At 51.9% G+C, this 21,083-nt stretch carries 22 protein-coding genes; 14 read left to right on the forward strand and 8 right to left on the reverse strand.

All coding sequences use genetic code 11. From position 1 onward, the window contains the following. Window positions 1–14 precede the first annotated feature (14 nt). Window positions 15–2,234 carry a YgiQ family radical SAM protein gene (locus tag C1P89_RS23545; protein WP_000095201.1) on the forward strand — a complete coding sequence of 740 codons (2,220 nt, stop codon included), beginning with the start codon at window positions 15–17 and terminating at the stop codon, window positions 2,232–2,234. Window positions 2,235–2,276: 42 nt separating this feature from the next. Here C1P89_RS23545 and yqhH read toward each other — a convergent pair whose 3' ends face one another. From yqhH to yqhD, 4 genes are all read right to left on the reverse strand, one after another. Then, window positions 2,277–2,534 (reverse strand): lipoprotein YqhH, encoded by a 258-nt coding sequence (gene yqhH / locus C1P89_RS23550; protein WP_000848522.1) that lies wholly within the window; start codon window positions 2,532–2,534, stop codon window positions 2,277–2,279. Between the two features lie 50 nt (window positions 2,535–2,584). After that, on the reverse strand, window positions 2,585–3,511 hold the full coding sequence (locus C1P89_RS23555) for a YqhG/Tai3 family protein (RefSeq protein ID WP_000691638.1): 927 nt from the start codon (window positions 3,509–3,511) through the stop codon (window positions 2,585–2,587). Window positions 3,512–3,710: 199 nt separating this feature from the next. After that, complete coding sequence (dkgA, locus tag C1P89_RS23560; protein ID WP_000013145.1) at window positions 3,711–4,538, reverse strand: 2,5-didehydrogluconate reductase DkgA; 828 nt, start codon at window positions 4,536–4,538, stop codon at window positions 3,711–3,713. 104 nt (window positions 4,539–4,642) lie between these two features. Next, on the reverse strand, window positions 4,643–5,806 hold the full coding sequence (yqhD, locus tag C1P89_RS23565) for an alcohol dehydrogenase (protein WP_001058794.1): 1,164 nt from the start codon (window positions 5,804–5,806) through the stop codon (window positions 4,643–4,645). A gap of 193 nt (window positions 5,807–5,999) precedes the next feature. Here yqhD and yqhC point away from each other — a divergent pair, with 193 nt between their 5' ends. After that, window positions 6,000–6,899, forward strand: coding sequence for a DNA-binding transcriptional regulator YqhC (gene yqhC / locus C1P89_RS23570; protein ID WP_005137119.1), 900 nt, complete (start codon window positions 6,000–6,002; stop codon window positions 6,897–6,899). 39 nt (window positions 6,900–6,938) lie between these two features. On the opposite strand, the gene yghB is transcribed toward yqhC, so the two are convergent. Both yghB and metC read right to left on the reverse strand, forming a co-directional pair. Then, window positions 6,939–7,598, reverse strand: a complete 660-nt coding sequence (gene yghB / locus C1P89_RS23575; RefSeq protein WP_000268419.1) for a DedA family general envelope maintenance protein YghB — start codon at window positions 7,596–7,598, stop codon at window positions 6,939–6,941. A 139-nt stretch (window positions 7,599–7,737) separates the two neighbouring features. Further along, the gene (gene metC, locus C1P89_RS23580) at window positions 7,738–8,925 is read right to left on the reverse strand and encodes a cystathionine beta-lyase (protein ID WP_001295517.1); all 1,188 of its coding nucleotides are present in this window, start codon (window positions 8,923–8,925) and stop codon (window positions 7,738–7,740) included. A 251-nt stretch (window positions 8,926–9,176) separates the two neighbouring features. Here metC and exbB point away from each other — a divergent pair, with 251 nt between their 5' ends. Continuing rightward, complete coding sequence (gene exbB / locus C1P89_RS23585; RefSeq protein ID WP_000527844.1) at window positions 9,177–9,911, forward strand: tol-pal system-associated acyl-CoA thioesterase; 735 nt, start codon at window positions 9,177–9,179, stop codon at window positions 9,909–9,911. Window positions 9,912–9,917: 6 nt separating this feature from the next. Then, on the forward strand, window positions 9,918–10,343 hold the full coding sequence (gene exbD, locus C1P89_RS23590) for a TonB system transport protein ExbD (protein ID WP_001240712.1): 426 nt from the start codon (window positions 9,918–9,920) through the stop codon (window positions 10,341–10,343). Window positions 10,344–10,502: 159 nt separating this feature from the next. Here exbD and yghA read toward each other — a convergent pair whose 3' ends face one another. Continuing rightward, on the reverse strand, window positions 10,503–11,387 hold the full coding sequence (gene yghA / locus C1P89_RS23595) for an NADP(+)-dependent aldehyde reductase (protein WP_000018758.1): 885 nt from the start codon (window positions 11,385–11,387) through the stop codon (window positions 10,503–10,505). A 190-nt stretch (window positions 11,388–11,577) separates the two neighbouring features. On the opposite strand from yghA, the gene C1P89_RS23600 reads away from it, so the two are divergent. Next, complete coding sequence (locus tag C1P89_RS23600; protein ID WP_000439331.1) at window positions 11,578–12,072, forward strand: TIGR00645 family protein; 495 nt, start codon at window positions 11,578–11,580, stop codon at window positions 12,070–12,072. A 39-nt stretch (window positions 12,073–12,111) separates the two neighbouring features. Here the strand turns inward: C1P89_RS23600 and gpr are convergent, their stop codons facing one another. Then, on the reverse strand, window positions 12,112–13,152 hold the full coding sequence (gene gpr / locus C1P89_RS23605) for an L-glyceraldehyde 3-phosphate reductase (protein WP_000262150.1): 1,041 nt from the start codon (window positions 13,150–13,152) through the stop codon (window positions 12,112–12,114). A gap of 156 nt (window positions 13,153–13,308) precedes the next feature. Here gpr and yghX point away from each other — a divergent pair, with 156 nt between their 5' ends. The 9 genes from yghX to hypA all read left to right on the forward strand — a co-directional run bounded on the left by yghX (window position 13,309) and on the right by hypA (window position 21,075). Next, entirely contained in the window at window positions 13,309–14,196 is an 888-nt protein-coding gene (gene yghX / locus C1P89_RS23610) for a YghX family hydrolase (RefSeq protein ID WP_005137123.1), read from the forward strand. Between the two features lie 118 nt (window positions 14,197–14,314). Further along, on the forward strand, window positions 14,315–14,602 hold the full coding sequence (gene yghW, locus C1P89_RS23615) for a DUF2623 family protein YghW (RefSeq protein WP_001059136.1): 288 nt from the start codon (window positions 14,315–14,317) through the stop codon (window positions 14,600–14,602). Window positions 14,603–14,790: 188 nt separating this feature from the next. Then, a complete protein-coding gene (hybO, locus tag C1P89_RS23620) occupies window positions 14,791–15,909 on the forward strand; it encodes a hydrogenase 2 small subunit (RefSeq protein WP_000145410.1) in 1,119 nt (372 codons plus the stop codon). 2 nt (window positions 15,910–15,911) lie between these two features. After that, window positions 15,912–16,898 carry a hydrogenase 2 operon protein HybA gene (hybA, locus tag C1P89_RS23625; RefSeq protein WP_001081870.1) on the forward strand — a complete coding sequence of 329 codons (987 nt, stop codon included), beginning with the start codon at window positions 15,912–15,914 and terminating at the stop codon, window positions 16,896–16,898. Continuing rightward, on the forward strand, window positions 16,888–18,066 hold the full coding sequence (hybB, locus tag C1P89_RS23630; protein WP_000017694.1) for a Ni/Fe-hydrogenase cytochrome b subunit: 1,179 nt from the start codon (window positions 16,888–16,890) through the stop codon (window positions 18,064–18,066). Before hybA ends, hybB begins: the two co-directional genes overlap by 11 nt. Continuing rightward, window positions 18,063–19,766, forward strand: coding sequence for a hydrogenase 2 large subunit (gene hybC / locus C1P89_RS23635; protein ID WP_000083053.1), 1,704 nt, complete (start codon window positions 18,063–18,065; stop codon window positions 19,764–19,766). Before hybB ends, hybC begins: the two co-directional genes overlap by 4 nt. Then, window positions 19,766–20,260, forward strand: a complete 495-nt coding sequence (locus C1P89_RS23640) for a HyaD/HybD family hydrogenase maturation endopeptidase (RefSeq protein ID WP_001221946.1) — start codon at window positions 19,766–19,768, stop codon at window positions 20,258–20,260. Before hybC ends, C1P89_RS23640 begins: the two co-directional genes overlap by 1 nt. Further along, complete coding sequence (hybE, locus tag C1P89_RS23645) at window positions 20,253–20,741, forward strand: hydrogenase-2 assembly chaperone (protein ID WP_000134014.1); 489 nt, start codon at window positions 20,253–20,255, stop codon at window positions 20,739–20,741. The genes C1P89_RS23640 and hybE overlap by 8 nt, the downstream gene beginning before the upstream one ends. Beyond that, window positions 20,734–21,075 carry a hydrogenase maturation nickel metallochaperone HypA gene (gene hypA / locus C1P89_RS23650; protein ID WP_000544953.1) on the forward strand — a complete coding sequence of 114 codons (342 nt, stop codon included), beginning with the start codon at window positions 20,734–20,736 and terminating at the stop codon, window positions 21,073–21,075. Before hybE ends, hypA begins: the two co-directional genes overlap by 8 nt. The last annotated feature ends 8 nt before the right edge of the window (window positions 21,076–21,083 follow it).

Consider the following 21,083-nt stretch of genomic DNA (forward strand, 5'->3'; position numbering starts at 1 on the left):
TTTCTGGAAGCAAAATGAGCTCTATCTCCCTGATCCAACCGGATCGCGACCTGTTCTCCTGGCCGCAGTACTGGGCCGCCTGTTTTGGACCGGCACCGTTTTTGCCGATGTCTCGTGAAGAGATGGATCAACTTGGCTGGGATAGCTGCGACATCATTTTGGTTACTGGCGACGCGTATGTCGATCACCCAAGCTTCGGGATGGCGATTTGCGGTCGTATGCTGGAAGCACAGGGCTTTCGCGTCGGGATCATCGCCCAGCCGGACTGGAGCAGCAAAGACGACTTTATGCGTCTGGGTAAACCGAATCTGTTTTTCGGTGTTACTGCTGGCAACATGGATTCGATGATCAACCGTTATACCGCCGATCGCCGTTTACGTCATGACGATGCCTACACGCCGGATAACGTCGCGGGTAAGCGCCCGGATCGCGCCACACTGGTTTATACCCAGCGTTGTAAAGAGGCGTGGAAAGATGTACCGGTGATCCTCGGCGGTATTGAGGCTAGTCTGCGCCGTACCGCACATTATGATTACTGGTCCGATACCGTGCGCCGTTCCGTGCTGGTGGATTCGAAAGCCGACATGCTGATGTTTGGTAACGGTGAGCGTCCGCTGGTGGAGGTGGCGCACCGTCTGGCGATGGGCGAGCCGATTAGTGAAATCCGCGATGTGCGTAATACCGCGATTATCGTGAAAGAGGCGCTGCCTGGCTGGAGCGGCGTGGATTCCACCCGTCTTGATACCCCTGGAAAAATCGACCCAATCCCGCATCCGTATGGTGAAGATTTGCCGTGCGCGGATAACAAACCGGTGGCACCGAAAAAGCAGGAAGCCAAAGCCGTAACCGTGCAGCCACCGCGCCCGAAACCGTGGGAAAAAACCTACGTGTTGCTGCCTTCTTTCGAGAAAGTGAAGGGCGATAAAGTGCTGTACGCCCATGCTTCGCGTATTCTGCACCACGAAACCAACCCAGGCTGCGTCCGCGCATTGATGCAAAAACACGGTGACCGCTATGTGTGGATCAACCCGCCTGCTATCCCGCTTTCTACCGAAGAGATGGACAGCGTTTTTGCGCTGCCGTACAAGCGCGTGCCACATCCGGCCTATGGCAATGCCCGTATTCCGGCTTACGAAATGATCCGTTTTTCGGTCAACATTATGCGCGGCTGCTTTGGCGGCTGTTCTTTCTGTTCTATTACCGAGCACGAAGGGCGCATTATTCAGAGCCGTTCGGAAGATTCGATCATTAATGAGATCGAAGCGATCCGCGACACCGTTCCAGGTTTTACGGGCGTGATTTCCGATCTCGGTGGGCCAACTGCCAACATGTATATGTTGCGCTGCAAATCGCCACGCGCTGAACAAACTTGTCGCCGTTTGTCGTGCGTTTATCCGGATATTTGTCCGCACATGGACACTAACCACGAACCGACGATCAACCTCTATCGCCGTGCGCGTGATCTGAAAGGCATTAAAAAAATCCTCATCGCCTCAGGCGTACGTTATGACATCGCCGTGGAAGATCCGCGCTATATCAAAGAGTTGGCGACCCATCACGTCGGCGGTTATCTGAAGATTGCTCCGGAACATACCGAAGAAGGGCCGTTGTCGAAGATGATGAAGCCGGGCATGGGCAGCTATGACCGCTTTAAAGAGCTGTTCGATACCTACTCGAAACAGGCAGGTAAAGAGCAGTATCTGATCCCGTATTTCATCTCTGCGCACCCCGGTACGCGTGATGAAGATATGGTGAATTTGGCGCTGTGGCTGAAAAAGCATCGTTTCCGTCTCGACCAGGTACAGAACTTCTACCCATCGCCGCTGGCGAACTCAACCACCATGTATTACACCGGGAAAAAACCGCTGGCGAAGATTGGTTATAAGAGCGAAGACGTCTTCGTACCGAAGGGCGACAAACAGCGTCGTTTGCATAAAGCGTTGTTGCGTTACCACGATCCGGCAAACTGGCCGTTAATCCGCCCGGCGCTGGAAGCGATGGGCAAAAAGCATCTGATTGGCAGCCGTCGCGATTGCTTAGTGCCTGCGCCAACCATTGAAGAGATGCGTGAAGCTCGTCGCCAGAACCGCAATACCCGTCCGGCGTTGACTAAACATACGCCGATGGCGACCCAGCGTCAGACGCCTGCTACGGCAAAAAAAGCGTCGTCTACGCAATCTCGTCCGGTGAATGCTGGTGCGAAGAAACGCCCTAAAGCGGCGGTTGGACGTTAAAAAAAATCCCCGGCAACTGACATGCTGCCGGGGATTTTTTTATCATTCTGCGTACATACGCAAGCAGCGCAGGCAATCAAAATAGTCCTGAGCATCAAGACGCGTATTGGCTCTGTTAGCTTCGGATTTGGCAGCATAGATTTGTGGGCGTAGTGCTTTTATATCCTGCTCAAGCCGGGCGATTTTGGCATTTAATGTTTGTACATTGCTCGCCAGTTGATTGACCTTTTGCTCATTGACGCAGCCACTGAGCAAGCAGGTTGCCAGAACAACAGCTCCCACGGTGAAAATCGTTTTCATATAGTGTTCCCTTTTATTTATTGTTCCGGCTAATTGTTATTTAATTCAGCTCATTGCTTTAATCTGGCGGCGGTTTTTGCCTCAATCTGCTTAAGTAGGCTGCCGCTGTTCGGGCGGATAAAATCAGCGATTTCCCACTTGCCTTCGCGCCGCTGTAAAACCAGTTCTTGCTCTTCGTTGTTGCCATTGGTCAGCGTAAAACGAACATGAATGCGGGCGGAATCGGCGGTTTTCTCCAGGACTCGAATTTCATCAACGCGTGAAAATAGCGACTCTTCGCCAAAACAGATCGGATTGTCGTAAATAAATTGCCGTTCTATTTGCATATCTTCATCGGGATTATTGGCCGTCTTGAAGGTGGTTTTATAGAAGGCATTAACCGCCTGGCGGTAAGAGTCGGAAACCACCCACGTCCACGGCCAGCTATAATCAGCAATATGTTCAAAGAGTTCGGCAACAAAGGCTTCCGGCTGTTCTTTTTGCAACGAAGCTAAAGCGGCCAGCGTTTTTTCATTCTCGCTATTAACTGCTTGTAAGACGCTGCCATGATTGCTGACAATATCGTCAATGACCCAACGACCATTTTCCGCCACCATTTTCAGTGTCTGCGTGGTCTTTTCTTTATCATCTTTAAAGATACGAAAGCGCACAACGGCATCGGCATGATCGGCGTCAGTTTGGGTTATCGCAACGCTTTCTAGCACCAGATCGCCAAAATCCTGACAATCACAAACCGGATCATAATCCAGCCAGCCAATATTGCCCGGCAGCGTAAGATTGTCGTTCAGGGTAAGCGCCTGTTGAATACGCGCTGAAGTTATCGCCCGCTCTCCGGTTTCACCGAAATAAGGTGTACTGGCATCTGATTTATAGTTCTGATAAATCTGCCGGACTGTTTGTTCTACGGTCTGTGAAGGAGGCTGCGCGTGTACGGTAAAACTTGCCAGGGCTGCTAAAAACAGAAGTATTATTTTCATCTGTTTTTCACCTCTCCGTTGCGTTTATCCCGGATATAGATGAGTTGTTCTTTTAAGAGCTTCCGGCTCTGCATGATGATGTCCTTATATTTGGCATTCCTGAACAAGGAAGAGTAACAACGGGCGGGACGCGAGGGGAATAAATGATTTCTGAAAAGTCCGGTAGCGGAACATTACCGTCACCGGGAGAATTTGCATGTTAGCCGCCGAACTGGTCAGGATCGGGACCGAGACGCTTGCCCTGATCGAGTTTTGCAATTTCGCCGAGTTCGTCTTTGTCGAGACGGAAATCCCAGACATCAAAGTTTTCGGCAATACGTGAAGGTGTGACCGATTTCGGGATCACCACCAGGCCGCTATCCAGATGCCAGCGGATAACAATCTGCGCCGGGGCTTTGCCGTATTTATCTGCCAGATCGCGAATGACTTTCTGATCGAAAACGCCTTTCCCTCCTTGCGCTAATGGGCTCCAGGATTCGGTCTGGATTTTGTGTGTCGCGTTCCAGGCGTGTAGCTGGCGTTGTTGCATCAGCGGATGAAGTTCGATCTGGTTTATCACAGGCGTCACGCCAGTTTCATCAATCAGGCGTTGCAGGTGATGGATCTGGAAGTTGCACACGCCGATGCTTTTGATTAATCCCTCTTTTTGCAATTCGATCATGCCTTTCCATGCTTCGACATAATGGTCGATAGCGGGAACGGGCCAGTGCATTAAGTAGAGGTCGATATAATCAAGCTGGAGTTTTTTCAGGCTGTCGAGCAGGGCTTCGCGGGGGCGCTTGTGGTCGTCGTTCCACAGCTTAGTGGTGATGAACAGTTCTTCTCTGTTGACTGAGGCATTTTTCAGGGCTTTGCCGACACCTTCTTCGTTCTTGTAGGCCGCGGCGGTATCAATCGAGCGATAACCCACTTCTAACGCTTTTTGAATGGCGGTGATTACTTCCTCATTACTTGCTTGCCAGACGCCCAGTCCCAGCTGGGGCATGACATTGCCATCCTGTAGCTTAATAACGGTTGGATTAGCCATACGTTCCTCCTTTATATGAACTCACCGGAGCAGGCTCCGGTGAGGTGTTGTGAACTTAAGTCTGGACGAAATGCCCGAAAACGAAAGTTTGAGGCGTAAAAAGCTTAGCGGGCGGCTTCGTATATACGGCGGCTGACATCCAACGTAATGTCATGATTTTCGCCCAGTTGGGTCATGCCGTGCTCTTCCAGTTTTTTCAGCAAAGCCGGGATGGAGCTGCCGTCCAGACCGTAGTCGGAGAGGTGGGTCGGCACGCCTAATTGCTCAAAGAAATTGCGGGTTGCGGCAATCGCGGCGTCAATACGCTCATCGTCGGAACCTTCAGTGATGTTCCAGACGCGTTCAGCATATTGCAGCAGCTTAGCGCGCTTGGTCTCGCGTTTTTCATTCCACAGTGCAGGCAGGACGATAGCCAGTGTTTGCGCGTGATCCAGACCGTGCATCGCAGTCAGTTCGTGGCCCAGCATATGCGTTGCCCAGTCCTGCGGTACGCCAGCGCCAATCAAACCGTTCAGCGCCTGAGTCGCCGCCCACATGACGTTGGCGCGCACATCGTAGTTTTCTGGCTCTTTCAGGGCTTTCGGACCATCTTCGATTAGCGTCAGCAAAATGCCTTCTGCGAAACGGTCCTGAATTTTGGCATCAACCGGTTTGGTAACATACTGTTCCACGGTGTGTACAAAGGCGTCCACTACGCCGTTAGCCACCTGACGCGGCGGCAGGGTGTAGGTATAAACCGGATCGAGCACGGCAAATACCGGCTGAACATGGGCAGAATGGAACGCCTGCTTGTCGCCTGTGGTTTTACGGGAGATCACCGCGCCTGCGTTGGATTCTGAACCGGTTGCTGGCAGCGTCAGCACACAGCCCATCGGGATGGCGCTTTTAATCTCTTTACCGCCCGTTTGCAGAATGTGCCACGGATCGATATTTTCCGGATAGTTAGCCGCTGCGGCGATAAATTTGGTGCCGTCCAGTACAGAACCGCCGCCAACCGCCAGCAGGAAAGTCACTTTCTGTTCGCGAACCAGTTTCACGGCGTTCATCAGCGTTTCATAAGCCGGGTTTGGCTCAATACCGCCAAATTCCAGCACGTCCATGCCTTTCAGGGCATCCAGAACTTGATCGAGAACGCCGATTTTTTTCACGCTGCCGCCGCCGTAGGTAATCAATACGCGAGCATCGTGAGGAATTTGTTCGCGTAAACCAGCGATTGCGCCTTTACCAAACAGAATGCGGGTTGGGGTGTGCAGATTAAAGTTGTTCATTACTTGCTCCCTTTGCTGGGCCAATATGAGGGCAGAGAACGATCTGCCTGATGTTTTTCATTGTGATCGCCAGCGCCCTGGCTCTCAATGCTCATTTCTGCCAATGTCTTGCCTATTTCTCCAGAGTGCTGGAGAAATGCTACAAAATTGCGCACAATCAAATTGCCGCATTATTCCTAAGAAATTACGCGATATGAAACGTGAAGAGATTTGCCGCTTGCTGGCGGATAAAGTTAATAAACTGAAAAATAAAGAAAATAGTTTGTCAGAACTGTTGCCCGATGTGCGTTTGTTGTATGGCGAGACGCCTTTCGCACGTACACCGGTGATGTACGAGCCTGGCATCATAATTCTCTTTTCCGGGCATAAAATCGGTTATATCAATGAACGCGTGTTTCGTTATGATGCCAATGAATACCTGCTGCTGACGGTGCCGTTGCCGTTTGAGTGCGAAACCTATGCCACGTCAGAGGTGCCGCTGGCAGGATTGCGTCTCAATGTCGATATTTTGCAGTTACAGGAACTGTTGATGGACATTGGCGAAGATGAGCATTTCCAGCCGTCGATGGCAGCCAGCGGGATTAACTCCGCCACGTTATCAGAAGAGATTTTATGCGCGGCGGAGCGGTTACTCGACGTGATGGAGCGACCACTGGATGCGCGTATTCTCGGCAAACAGATCATCCGCGAAATTCTGTACTACGTGCTGACCGGACCTTGCGGCGGCGCGTTACTGGCGCTGGTCAGTCGCCAGACTCACTTCAGTCTGATTAGCCGCGTGCTGAAACGGATTGAGAATAAATACACCGAAAACCTGAGCGTCGAGCAACTGGCGGCAGAAGCCAACATGAGCGTATCGGCGTTCCATCATAATTTTAAGTCTGTCACCAGCACCTCGCCGTTGCAGTATTTGAAGAATTACCGTCTGCATAAGGCGCGGATGATGATCATCCATGACGGCATGAAGGCCAGCGCAGCAGCGATGCGCGTCGACTATGAAAGCGCATTGCAATTTAGCCGTGAGTTTAAACGTTACTTCGGTGTGACGCCGGGGGAAGATGCGGCAAGAATGCGGGCGATGCAGGGGAATTAAATACGTTCCCGGTACAGCAGCCGGGAACGGGGAAAATCGTCAGGCGTTACAGTATTTTTTTTTAATCACTACAAACAGCGTGCCTAACAAGCCAGCGGTTAACAAGGCAATTGGCAGGATCATCAGGAACGTCATTACCTGATCTTCATGGCGTTTAACGAACGGAATCATACTTAAGGCATAGCCAAAACTGGTTACCACGCTGACCCACAGCAATCCACTTAACCAGTTGAAAAACTGGAAGCGGCGGTTTGGCAGACCGGAAATTCCCGCCATGGTTGGCAGCAGCGTACGGACAAATGCAAGAAAACGTCCAGCCAGCAGCGCCAGCAGACCGTGGCGGTCAAACATGCAGGTGGCGCGCTGGTGATATTTAGCAGGAAGCTGTGCCAGCCAGCCTTTCACCGTTTTGGTATTCCCTAACCAGCGCCCCTGAATATAACTTAGCCAGCAGCCCAGACTTGCTGCGGCGGTCAGAATCGCAATCGTAGGCAGAAAATCCATAACCCCTTGGGCAATCAATGCGCCTGCCAGTATCAACAAGCTGTCGCCTGGCAAAAATGAGGCGGGCAGCAGGCCGTTTTCTAAAAACAGCGTGGCAAACATGACAAAGTAAACAACGCTAACAATATGAGGATCCGCCAGCGCGGCAAAGTCGTGTTGCCAGAGCGCAGCGATGATATCTTGAATAACAGCCATGGACTTTCCTGTGGAACAGCGTTTAAGCCTTTATCTGCCTATTGTACTCCTGATTCGTCCGGGACGCCTTGATCCCGGACGCAACAATTTAAGACTTTTCACAATTAAATGTCTGCAAAATTGTCCAAAAGTGGCAATGTTATACAATTCGCGCAAAACCGGCGTCCAGATCGGCAATCAGATCGTCGACATCTTCCAGACCAATATGCAGGCGAATCAAGGTCCCGCTAAAATCGATCTCGCCTTGTGGGCGAATGGCGGCGATATGTTCTGGTTGATTCGCCAGGATCAACGATTCATACCCGCCCCACGAGTAGGCCATGCTGAATAAACTGAAGTTATCCAGATAGTTCGCCAGCTCTTCATTACTGAGTTTTTTCTTAAGCACAAAGGAAAATAGCCCGCTGCTGCCTGTAAAGTCTCGTTTCCAGAATTCGTGGCCTTTACTGCCAGGCAGAGCAGGGTGGTTAACTCGCGCTACTTGCGGATGTTCTGCCAGCCATTCAGCCACTTTCAGACTGCTTTCATGATGTTGACGCAAACGCACACCTAATGTGCGCAGGCCACGGCTGGTTATATAGGCGGTATCGGCATCGACCATCTGGCCCATCAGATAGGCGTTTTCCCGTAGCTGCTCCCAGCAACGGGCATTGCACACGGCAGTGCCAATCATCGCATCTGAATGCCCAACCAGATATTTGGTGGCGGCTTGAATAGAAACATCGATGCCAAAATCCAGCGCCTTAAACAGCACACCGGCTGCCCAGGTGTTGTCGATCATAATGATGGCATCCGGCACCACACTGCGTACGGCGGCAACAATCGCCGGAACGTCGTGGACTTCCATGGTGATGGAGCCTGGCGATTCCAGAAACACGATTTTAGTGTTTGGCTGCAGATGCTTAACGATATCGGCACCAATCAGCGGATCAAACCACGATGTCGTTACGCCCAGTTTGCTGAGGATTTTGCTACAGAAATCCTGACTCGGTTCATAGGCGGTGTTGGTCATCAACACATGATCGCCCTGTTCGACAAAAGCAAGAATGGAATTAGCAACCGCTGCCGCCCCGCAGGGAAATAGCACGCAGCCTGCGCCACCTTCCAGTTCACACATCGCTTGTTGTAAGGAGAAATGGGTTAACGTTCCGCGCCGTCCATAGAACAACTCGCCATTGGCGCGATTGCGCGTCGCGTGCTTTTTGGCTTCCACACTGTCAAAGACCAGCGAAGAAGCGCGCTGAATCACGCTATTTACCGCGCCGAGAGTGTATTTTTTGCTGCGTCCTGCATTCACCAGTTGAGTATCAAGCTTTTTGTCCGCCATCTCGGGATTCCTGTTTTTATACGTCTGGATGTCTAAACTAGCATGAATATTCGCGGGCGCATCCTGAAGAATTGGCATAAAGCAGAAAATTTTCGCAAATGGCGTGCTGGTGACTTTTTTACTGCGTAAACGCAAGGAAAAGAAAGCAAAGGTACGGCAGTATGCAAATAGTAATGAGAACGACTATCAATTCGACGTCATTTTGATATTATTATGCGCAGATTTTGTGACTTGCGTCCTGGAGATACACAGTGGGTAATAATTTGATGCAGACGGACCTTTCCGTCTGGGGTATGTATCAGCACGCCGATATTGTCGTTAAGTGCGTGATGATTGGGCTTATTTTGGCCTCCGTAGTCACTTGGGCAATCTTCTTCAGTAAGAGCGTAGAGTTCTTCAATCAGAAGCGTCGCCTTAAGCGCGAGCAGCAACTGCTGGCTGAAGCGCGTTCCTTAAACCAGGCCAACGATATCGCCGCTGATTTTGGTAGCAAAAGCTTAAGCCTGCATTTGCTCAATGAAGCGCAGAATGAGCTGGAACTGTCAGAAGGCAGCGACGATAACGAAGGTATTAAAGAACGTACCAGCTTCCGTCTGGAGCGTCGGGTCGCCGCAGTGGGTCGTCAAATGGGCCGCGGTAACGGCTATCTGGCAACCATCGGCGCGATTTCTCCGTTCGTTGGTCTGTTTGGTACGGTCTGGGGCATCATGAACAGCTTTATTGGTATCGCGCAAACGCAGACCACTAACCTGGCAGTCGTTGCGCCGGGTATCGCAGAAGCTCTGTTAGCAACGGCAATCGGCCTCGTGGCAGCGATTCCTGCGGTCGTTATCTATAACGTATTTGCACGCCAGATTGGCGGCTTTAAAGCGATGCTGGGTGATGTTGCAGCGCAGGTATTGTTGCTGCAAAGCCGTGACCTGGATCTGGAAGCCAGCGCCGCTGCGCATCCGGTTCGTGTCGCACAAAAATTACGCGCAGGATAATGTCCGATGGCAATGCATCTTAACGAAAACCTCGACGATAACGGCGAAATGCATGATATCAACGTGACGCCGTTTATCGACGTGATGTTGGTTCTGCTGATTATCTTTATGGTGGCGGCACCGTTAGCGACGGTAGATGTGAAGGTGAACTTGCCTGCTTCTACCAGCACGCCGCAGCCGCGCCCGGAAAAACCGGTTTATCTGTCGGTGAAGGCAGACAACTCGATGTTTATCGGTAACGATCCGGTCACCGATGAAACAATGATTACGGCGTTGAATGCGTTAACCGAAGGCAAGAAAGACACCACCATCTTCTTCCGAGCGGACAAAACCGTCGATTACGAGACGTTGATGAAGGTAATGGATACGCTGCATCAGGCGGGTTACCTGAAGATAGGTCTGGTCGGCGAAGAAACCGCCAAAGCGAAGTAAAGTAGAATTGCCTGATGCGCTACGCTCATCAGGCCTACAAAATCTATTGCAACATGTTGAATCTTCGTGCGTTTGTAGGCCGGATAAGGCGTTTTCGCCACATCAGGTAAGAGTGAATTCACAATGATGCCCGGTTGCTTTTCACAACCGGGCATTTTTTTAACCTAAATGCTCGCCGCCGCACACGCCGTGCACTTCTGCGGTGACGTAGCTCGACTCCTGACTTGCCAGATAAACATATACAGGGGCCAGTTCCGCCGGTTGCCCCGCACGCTTCATCGGCGTTTTCTGACCAAACTGCGGGATCTTATCCTGCGTTTGTCCGCCGGAAATTTGCAGTGCCGTCCAGATAGGGCCTGGCGCGACAATATTCACCCGAATACCTTTCTCCGCGACCTGTTTTGCCAGGCCACGGCTGTAGTTCAGAATCGCCGCCTTCGTAGCCGCATAGTCCAGTAAATGCGGACTTGGCTGGTATGCCTGGATTGACGAAGTGGTGATGATACTTGCACCTTTCGGTAGCAGGGGGATCGCTTCCTGGGTTAGCCAGAACAGCGCGAAAACGTTAATGGCAAAGGTCTTTTGAAACTGTTCGCTGGTGAGGTCTGCAATATCCGGAATGGCAACCTGTTTCCCGGCGACCAGCGCCATAATATCCAGCCCGCCTAACGCCTTGTGCGCTTCGTGAACCAGCGAACGGGCGAATTTCTCATCGCTTAAATCGCCTGGCAGCAGAACGGCTTTGCGTCCGCATTCTTCAATGATCTTTTTCACATCCTGAGCGTCTTCTTCTTCCACGGGAAGATAACTGATCGCCACGTCAGCCCCTTCACGCGCGTAAGCGATGGCGGCAGCGCGACCTATTCCGGAATCGCCCCCTGTCACCAGTGCTTTACGATCTTTCAGGCGACCGCTACCAACATAGGTTTTCTCGCCGCAATCCGGTACCGGTGTCATCTTCGCCTGGATGCCTGGCGTCGGTTGTTTCTGTTTGGGATATTCACCAGTGTAATACTGCGTGGTCGGGTCTTTTAAATGAGACATCGTTTTTCTCCCTTCAGGTTCAACGTCCTTTAAGGGTAGACGCTCTCGATGCGTTGATAAGGGAACCAGGAAGATCCCTAAACCTCAGAATTATGCGACAAAGGTTTAACGTATATGTTGATTTGCTGTTGCGTGCTGTTTACTCAATTGCGATATACTGTTGCCCGTTTTAACTACACGACAGGAATGTATGGAACGTTTTCTTGAAAATGCAATGTATGCTTCTCGCTGGCTGCTTGCCCCCGTGTACTTTGGCCTTTCGCTGGCGTTAGTTGCCCTGGCGCTGAAGTTCTTCCAGGAGATTATTCACGTACTGCCGAATATCTTCTCGATGGCGGAATCAGATTTGATCCTCGTGTTGCTGTCGCTGGTGGATATGACGCTGGTTGGCGGTTTGCTGGTGATGGTGATGTTTTCCGGTTATGAGAATTTCGTCTCACAGCTGGATATCTCCGAGAACAAAGAGAAGCTGAACTGGCTGGGGAAAATGGACGCAACGTCGCTGAAAAACAAAGTAGCAGCGTCGATTGTGGCAATTTCTTCCATTCACTTACTGCGCGTCTTTATGGATGCGAAAAATGTCCCGGATAACAAACTGATGTGGTACGTCATTATCCATCTGACGTTTGTGCTTTCTGCATTTGTGATGGGCTATCTTGACCGACTGACTCGTCATAATCACTGATCTGATTCGGGCGCGGTTCGCGCGCCCGTTATTAACAGGTCATTTATCGGACGACGCCTGCCACAGATTCAGCTCGCCATCGGCGATATGCTGATCAATCTGCGCCAGCTCCTCGGTGCTAAATGTCAGATTATTCAGCGCCTGCACGTTCTCCTCTAGTTGCTCCGCGCGGCTGGCACCAATCAATACCGACGTCACGCGATCATCTTTCAGCAACCAGCTTAACGCCATTTGCGCCATTGATTGTCCACGCTGCTGTGCCATTTCATTCAATAAGCGCAGGCTGTTGAGGTTGGCTTCGGTAAGCATTTTCGGCGTCAGACCACGAACTTTATTCCCTTCACGATGCATCCGTGAATCTTGCGGAATGCCGTTGAGATATTTTCCGGTCAGCAATCCCTGAGCCAGAGGAGTAAAGGCAATACAGCCCACGCCGTTATTTTGCAGGGTATCCAGCAGGCCGCTTTTATCCACCCAGCGGTTCAGTAAATTGTACGAAGGTTGATGAATTAAAAGCGGAATTTTCCACTCGTGCAGCAACTCGACCATTTTTTGCGTCCGCTCTGGCGAGTAAGAGGAGATCCCGACATACAGCGCCTTACCGCTTTGTACCGCATGAGCCAGCGCAGAGGCGGTTTCTTCCATCGGCGTATTTTCATCGACGCGATGAGAGTAAAAGATATCGACATACTCAAGCCCCATACGCTTCAGGCTTTGGTCGAGGCTGGCGAGCAGGTATTTACGTGAACCGCCAGAGCCGTAAGGGCCGGGCCACATATCGTAGCCAGCCTTGGTAGAGATAATCAGTTCATCGCGATAAGCGGCAAAATCCTCCCGCAGCAGGCGACCAAAGTTCTCTTCTGCGCTTCCTGGAGGCGGCCCGTAATTGTTGGCTAAATCAAAGTGCGTAATGCCCAAATCAAACGCTTTACGCAGGATCGCACGCTGTGATTCCAGCGCGTTAACGTGACCGAAATTGTGCCATAAACCGAGCGATAACGCGGGCAGGCGTAAACCGCTTTTTCCGCAATAGCGGTATTGCATCTGCCCGTAACGTTCGGGATTCGCTAACCAGACCATGACCTCTCCTTTCCACCGTTCAATTTCGAAACAATGTTTCTAGTTTAGCGATTCGCCAGCGCGTATCCCGTAGTCTGGCTCACAGAGTGACGAAAAACTGGGCAAAAACACGTGCTTATGCTTTGCTTAAAAAAACACCAACTGAGGAGTGCAACGATGCCGCGTTTAACCGCCAAAGATTTCCCACAAGAGTTGTTGGATTACTACGACTATTACGCTCACGGGAAAATTTCGAAACGTGAGTTCCTCAACCTTGCGGCGAAGTATGCGGTGGGCGGGATGACGGCATTAGCGTTGTTTGATTTGCTCAAGCCAAATTATGCGCTGGCGACTCAGGTAGAGTTTACCGACCCGGAGATTGTTGCTGAGTACATCATGTATCCTTCGCCAAATGGTCACGGCGAGGTACGGGGTTATCTGGTGAAACCCGCAAAAATGAGCGGCAAAACGCCAGCCGTGGTGGTGGTGCATGAGAATCGTGGACTGAATCCGTATATCGAAGATGTGGCACGGCGAGTGGCGAAGGCGGGGTATATCGCCCTGGCACCTGACGGCTTAAGTTCCGTTGGAGGTTATCCGGGAAATGATGATAAAGGTCGTGAGCTGCAACAGCAGGTTGATCCAACCAAACTGATGAATGATTTCTTTGCCGCAATTGAGTTTATGCAACGCTATCCACAAGCGGCAGGCAAAGTGGGTATTACCGGATTTTGCTATGGCGGTGGCGTATCGAACGCGGCGGCTGTCGCGTATCCGGAACTGGCCTGCGCGGTGCCGTTTTATGGTCGTCAGGCACCCACTGCCGATGTGGCGAAGATTGAAGCGCCTTTACTACTCCACTTCGCGGAACTGGACACCCGAATCAACGAGGGCTGGCCTGCTTACGAGGCGGCGTTGAAAGCCAATAATAAGGTTTATGAGGCGTATATCTATCCGGGGGTTAATCACGGATTCCATAATGATTCCACGCCCCGTTATGACAAATCTGCCGCCGATCTTGCCTGGCAAAGGACACTGAAATGGTTCGATAAATATCTCTCCTGATAGGTTTATCTCTTACTGGATTACGTCTTAAACAAGCATGAAAAAATAGCGTGCGCAAAAGTCGTTCTTTGCCTAAAATATCGCTATATATGGCGATATATAGCGAATGAGGTGAACGATGAATAACCATTTTGGTAAAGGCTTAATGGCGGGATTAAAAGCAACGCATGCCGACAGTGCGGTTAATGTGACAAAATTCTGTGCCGATTATAAACGCGGTTTTGTATTAGGCTACTCACACCGGATGTACGAAAAGACCGGAGATCGCCAGCTTAGCGCCTGGGAAGCGGGTATTCTGACGCGCCGCTATGGACTGGATAAAGAGATGGTAATGGATTTCTTTCGTGAGAATAATTCCTGTTCTACGTTGCGCTTTTTTATGGCCGGTTATCGCCTCGAAAATTGATCAAACATACGTATTATCTTGCTTTAATTAATTACACTAATGCTTCTTCCCTTCGTTTTAGCGCCCCGCCGCAGTATCATGATATCGATAACCATAATAAATGTGTGGTAAATGGCGCATCGATCGCATTATTGATTTTGCGATTGAGGCAAAATATATGCCAGGTCTTCGCAACGGAATAACTATAAATGACTGGAGATAACACCCTCATCCATTCTCACGGCATTAACCGTCGTGATTTCATGAAGCTTTGTGCAGCATTAGCCGCCACCATGGGGTTAAGTAGCAAAGCCGCTGCAGAGATGGCCGAATCGGTTACTAACCCGCAGCGTCCGCCAGTTATCTGGATTGGCGCGCAGGAGTGCACCGGTTGTACGGAATCTCTGCTTCGTGCAACGCATCCAACGGTAGAAAACCTCGTGCTGGAGACTATCTCTCTGGAGTATCACGAAGTGCTTTCCGCCGCCTTCGGTCATCAGGTCGAAGAGAACAAACATAACGCACTTGAGAAGTACAAAGGGCAGTATGTGTTGGTTGTGGATGGTTCCATCCCATTAAAAGATAACGGTATTTATTGCATGGTTGCTGGTGAGCCGATTGTGGATCACATCCGCAAAGCGGCAGAAGGCGCAGCAGCGATTATCGCTATCGGTTCCTGCTCTGCGTGGGGCGGTGTTGCCGCAGCTGGAGTTAACCCAACTGGCGCAGTCAGCCTGCAAGAAGTTCTGCCAGGCAAAACCGTTATCAATATTCCGGGCTGCCCGCCGAACCCGCACAACTTCCTCGCGACCGTTGCGCACATCATCACTTACGGCAAACCGCCGAAACTGGATGACAAAAACCGTCCGACCTTCGCCTATGGCCGTCTGATTCACGAACACTGCGAACGTCGCCCGCACTTCGATGCTGGTCGTTTTGCCAAAGAGTTCGGTGATGAAGGCCACCGTGAAGGCTGGTGCCTGTACCACCTCGGCTGTAAAGGGCCAGAAACTTACGGCAACTGCTCAACGCTGCAATTCTGCGATGTTGGCGGCGTGTGGCCGGTAGCGATTGGTCACCCATGCTATGGCTGTAACGAAGAAGGTATCGGCTTCCATAAAGGCATCCATCAGCTTGCCAACGTCGAAAATCAGACTCCGCGTTCACAGAAACCGGATGTTAACGCTAAAGAGGGCGGCAACGTCTCTGCAGGCGCTATTGGTTTGCTCGGCGGTGTGGTTGGGCTGGTTGCCGGTGTCAGCGTGATGGCGGTGCGTGAACTGGGTCGTCAGCAAAAGAAAGATAACGCTGACTCACGGGGAGAATAACCGTGAACAGACGTAATTTTATTAAAGCAGCCTCCTGCGGGGCATTGCTGACGGGCGCGCTGCCGTCTGTCAGTCATGCGGCTGCTGAAAACCGCCCGCCAATTCCGGGATCGCTGGGGATGTTGTACGACTCGACCTTGTGCGTAGGCTGCCAGGCTTGCGTCACCAAGTGTCAGGATATCAACTTCCCTGAACGTAACCCGCAAGGGGAACAGACCTGGTCGAACAACGACAAACTGTCGCCGTATACCAATAACATCATTCAGGTGTGGACCAGCGGCACAGGGGTCAACAAAGACCAGGAGGAGAACGGCTACGCGTACATTAAGAAACAGTGTATGCACTGCGTCGATCCGAACTGTGTCTCTGTGTGCCCGGTCTCTGCACTGAAAAAAGATCCGAAAACCGGCATTGTCCATTACGACAAAGACGTGTGCACCGGTTGCCGTTACTGCATGGTCGCCTGTCCGTACAACGTGCCGAAGTACGACTACAACAACCCGTTTGGTGCGCTGCATAAGTGCGAGCTGTGCAACCAGAAAGGTGTGGAACGTCTCGATAAAGGCGGTCTGCCTGGCTGCGTAGAAGTGTGCCCGGCGGGCGCGGTGATTTTCGGTACGCGTGAAGAGCTGATGGCGGAGGCGAAAAAACGTCTGGCGCTGAAGCCTGGCAGCGAATACCACTATCCGCGTCAGACGCTGAAATCTGGCGACACTTACCTGCATACGGTGCCGAAATATTATCCGCATCTGTACGGCGAGAAAGAGGGCGGCGGTACTCAGGTTCTGGTACTGACGGGTGTGCCTTATGAAAATCTCGACCTGCCGAAACTGGACGATCTTTCTACCGGTGCGCGTTCCGAAAATATTCAACACACCCTGTATAAAGGCATGATGCTACCACTGGCTGTGCTGGCGGGCTTAACCGTGCTGGTTCGTCGCAACACCAAAAACGACCATCACGACGGAGGAGACGATCATGAGTCATGATCCACAACCGCTGGGCGGCAAAATCATCAGTAAACCGGTCATGATTTTTGGACCGTTAATCGTCATCTGTATGCTCCTGATTGTGAAGCGTCTGGTGTTCGGTCTGGGCTCTGTCTCTGACCTGAACGGCGGCTTCCCGTGGGGCGTGTGGATCGCGTTTGACCTGCTGATTGGCACCGGCTTTGCCTGTGGCGGCTGGGCGCTGGCGTGGGCGGTATACGTCTTTAACCGTGGGCAATACCATCCGCTGGTGCGTCCGGCGCTGTTGGCGAGTCTGTTTGGTTACTCACTGGGTGGCTTGTCGATCACTATCGACGTGGGTCGCTACTGGAACCTGCCGTACTTCTACATTCCGGGTCACTTCAACGTGAACTCGGTACTGTTCGAGACGGCGGTCTGTATGACCATCTATATCGGCGTGATGGCACTGGAGTTTGCTCCGGCACTGTTTGAACGTCTGGGCTGGAAGGTTTCTCTCAAGCGTCTGAACAAGGTTATGTTCTTCATCATTGCACTTGGCGCGCTGTTGCCGACCATGCACCAGTCTTCAATGGGGTCACTGATGATCTCGGCGGGCTACAAGGTGCATCCGTTGTGGCAGAGCTATGAAATGTTGCCGCTGTTCTCGCTGCTGACGGCGTTCATCATGGGCTTCTCGATTGTCATCTTTGAAGGTTCGCTGGTGCAGGCGGGTCTGCGTGGCAACGGTCCGGATGAAAAGAGTCTGTTCGTCAAGCTGACCAACACCATCAGTGTGTTGCTGGCGATTTTCATCGTGCTGCGCTTTGGCGAGCTTATCTATCGCGACAAGCTGTCGTTAGCGTTTGCCGGTGACTTCTACTCCGTGATGTTCTGGATTGAAGTCCTGCTGATGCTCTTCCCGCTGGTCGTTCTGCGTGTGGCGAAGCTGCGTAATGATTCCCGCATGCTGTTCCTGTCAGCACTGAGCGCACTGTTAGGTTGTGCAACCTGGCGTCTGACCTATTCGCTGGTGGCATTCAACCCGGGCGGCGGTTACGCCTACTTCCCGACCTGGGAAGAACTGTTGATTTCTATTGGTTTTGTGGCTATTGAGATTTGCGCTTACATCGTACTCATTCGTCTACTGCCGATACTTCCTCCTTTAAAACAAAACGATCATAATCGTCATGAGGCGAGCAAAGCATGAGCCAGAGAATTACTATTGATCCGGTAACCCGTATTGAGGGGCATTTACGCATCGATTGCGAAATCGAAAATGGCGTCGTTTCGAAAGCATGGGCTTCCGGTACCATGTGGCGCGGCATGGAAGAGATCGTGAAAAACCGCGATCCGCGCGATGCATGGATGATTGTGCAACGTATCTGTGGCGTATGTACTACCACTCACGCGCTGTCTTCCGTTCGTGCGGCAGAAAGTGCGCTGAATATCGACGTTCCGGTTAACGCGCAATACATCCGTAACATCATTCTGGCTGCGCACACCACGCATGACCATATCGTTCATTTCTATCAGCTTTCGGCGCTGGACTGGGTGGACATCACTTCTGCACTGCAAGCTGACCCAACCAAAGCCTCCGAAATGCTGAAAGGCGTTTCGACCTGGCATCTGAACAGTCCGGAAGAGTTCACTAAAGTTCAGAACAAGATCAAAGATCTGGTTGCCAGCGGTCAGTTGGGTATTTTCGCCAATGGCTACGGGGGTCACCCGGCGATGAAACTGCCGCCGGAAGTGAACCTGATTGCGGTAGCGCACTACCTGCAGGCGCTGGAGTGCCAGCGTGACGCTAACCGCGTCGTGGCGCTGCTGGGCGGTAAAACGCCGCACATTCAGAACCTGGCGGTAGGTGGTGTCGCGAACCCGATCAACCTCGACGGTTTGGGCGTGCTGAACCTTGAGCGCCTGATGTACATCAAGTCTTTCATCGACAAGCTGAGCGACTTTGTTGAACAGGTTTATAAGGTTGATACCGCAGTTATTGCCGCGTTCTACCCGGAATGGCTGACGCGCGGTAAAGGTGCGGTGAACTACCTGAGCGTGCCGGAATTCCCGACCGACAGTAAAAACGGCAGCTTCCTGTTCCCGGGCGGCTACATTGAGAATGCGGATCTGTCCTCGTATCGTCCGATCACTTCTCATTCCGATGAATACCTGATCAAAGGCATTCAGGAAAGCGCGAAGCACTCCTGGTATAAAGACGAAGCGCCGCAGGCACCGTGGGAAGGTACCACCATTCCGGCTTATGATGGTTGGTCTGACGACGGGAAATATTCCTGGGTGAAATCACCGACTTTCTACGGCAAAACGGTAGAAGTGGGTCCGCTGGCTAATATGCTGGTGAAACTGGCGGCAGGTCGCGAATCTACCCAGAACAAACTGAATGAAATCGTTGCGATTTATCAGAAACTGACTGGCAACACGCTGGAAGTGGCGCAGCTGCACTCCACGCTGGGCCGTATTATTGGTCGTACCGTTCACTGCTGCGAATTGCAGGATATCCTGCAAAATCAATACAGTGCACTGATCACCAATATCGGCAAAGGCGATCACACCACCTTTGTGAAACCGAACATTCCGGCAACGGGTGAGTTCAAAGGTGTTGGCTTCCTCGAAGCGCCGCGCGGTATGCTCTCTCACTGGATGGTTATTAAAGACGGTATTATCAGTAACTACCAGGCAGTTGTTCCATCAACCTGGAACTCTGGTCCGCGTAACTTCAATGATGACGTCGGTCCTTACGAGCAGTCGCTGGTGGGTACACCGGTTGCTGATCCGAATAAACCGCTGGAAGTGGTGCGTACCATTCACTCCTTCGACCCGTGCATGGCCTGTGCGGTACACGTAGTGGATGCCGACGGCAACGAAGTGGTTTCAGTGAAGGTTCTGTAATGCGTATTTTAGTCTTAGGGGTCGGCAATATTTTGCTGACCGATGAAGCCATCGGTGTGCGGATTGTCGAAGCGTTAGAGCAACGATACATTCTGCCGGATTATGTTGAGATCCTCGATGGCGGCACGGCGGGAATGGAGCTGCTTGGCGACATGGCAAATCGCGATCATCTGATTATTGCGGATGCCATTGTGTCGAAAAAGAACACGCCGGGAACGATGATGATCCTGCGGGATGAAGAAGTTCCGGCGTTGTTTACCAACAAAATCTCTCCGCATCAGCTTGGCCTGGCCGACGTATTGTCGGCCCTGCGCTTCACCGGTGAGTTTCCGAAAAAGCTGACCCTGGTCGGCGTGATCCCGGAATCGCTGGAGCCACACATCGGCTTAACGCCGACGGTTGAAGCAATGATTGAACCTGCGCTTGAGCAGGTTCTGGCTGCGCTGCGCGAATCAGGCGTGGAAGCCATCCCACGGGAGGCGATTCATGACTGAAGAGATAGCAGGTTTCCAGACCTCCCCGAAGGCGCAAGTACAGGCAGCGTTTGAAGAAATTGCCCGGCGTTCGATGCACGATCTCTCTTTTCTGCATCCTTCAATGCCGGTGTATGTTTCTGATTTTACGCTGTTCGAAGGTCAGTGGACGGGGTGTGTGATCACCCCGTGGATGCTGAGTGCAGTTATCTTCCCCGGCCCGGATCAACTCTGGCCGCTGCGCAAAGTGAGTGAAAAAATTGGTCTGCAACTGCCGTATGGCACTATGACCTTTACCGTTGGCGAACTGGACGGTGTTTCGCAATATCTCTCCTGTTCGCTGATGTCGCCGCTTTCGCACAGCATGTCGATTGAAGAGGGCCAACGCCTGACGGATGACTGCGCACGAATGATCCTTTCGCTGCCAGTCACGAATCCGGATGTACCACACGCAGGGCGTCGCGCCCTGCTGTTTGGTCGCAGGAGTGGCGAAAATGCATGAGTTGTCTCTTTGCCAGAGCGCCGTTGAAATTATCCAACGGCAGGCGGAGCAGCACGATGTTAAGCGCGTCACCGCCGTGTGGCTGGAAATTGGCGCGCTCTCCTGCGTTGAGGAGAGCGCCGTCCGTTTTAGTTTTGAAATTGTCTGCCACGGAACGGTGGCGCAAGGGTGCGATTTACATATCGTCTATAAACCCGCCCAGGCTTGGTGCTGGGATTGCAGCCAGGTGGTGGAGATTCATCAGCACGATGCGCAGTGTCCGCTCTGTCACGGCGAGCGGTTGCGTGTCGATACCGGCGATTCGCTGATCGTCAAAAGTATTGAAGTTGAATAACCGGAGTT

This window comes from Shigella sonnei, from assembly GCF_002950395.1.
Lineage (GTDB): Bacteria > Pseudomonadota > Gammaproteobacteria > Enterobacterales > Enterobacteriaceae > ECMA0423.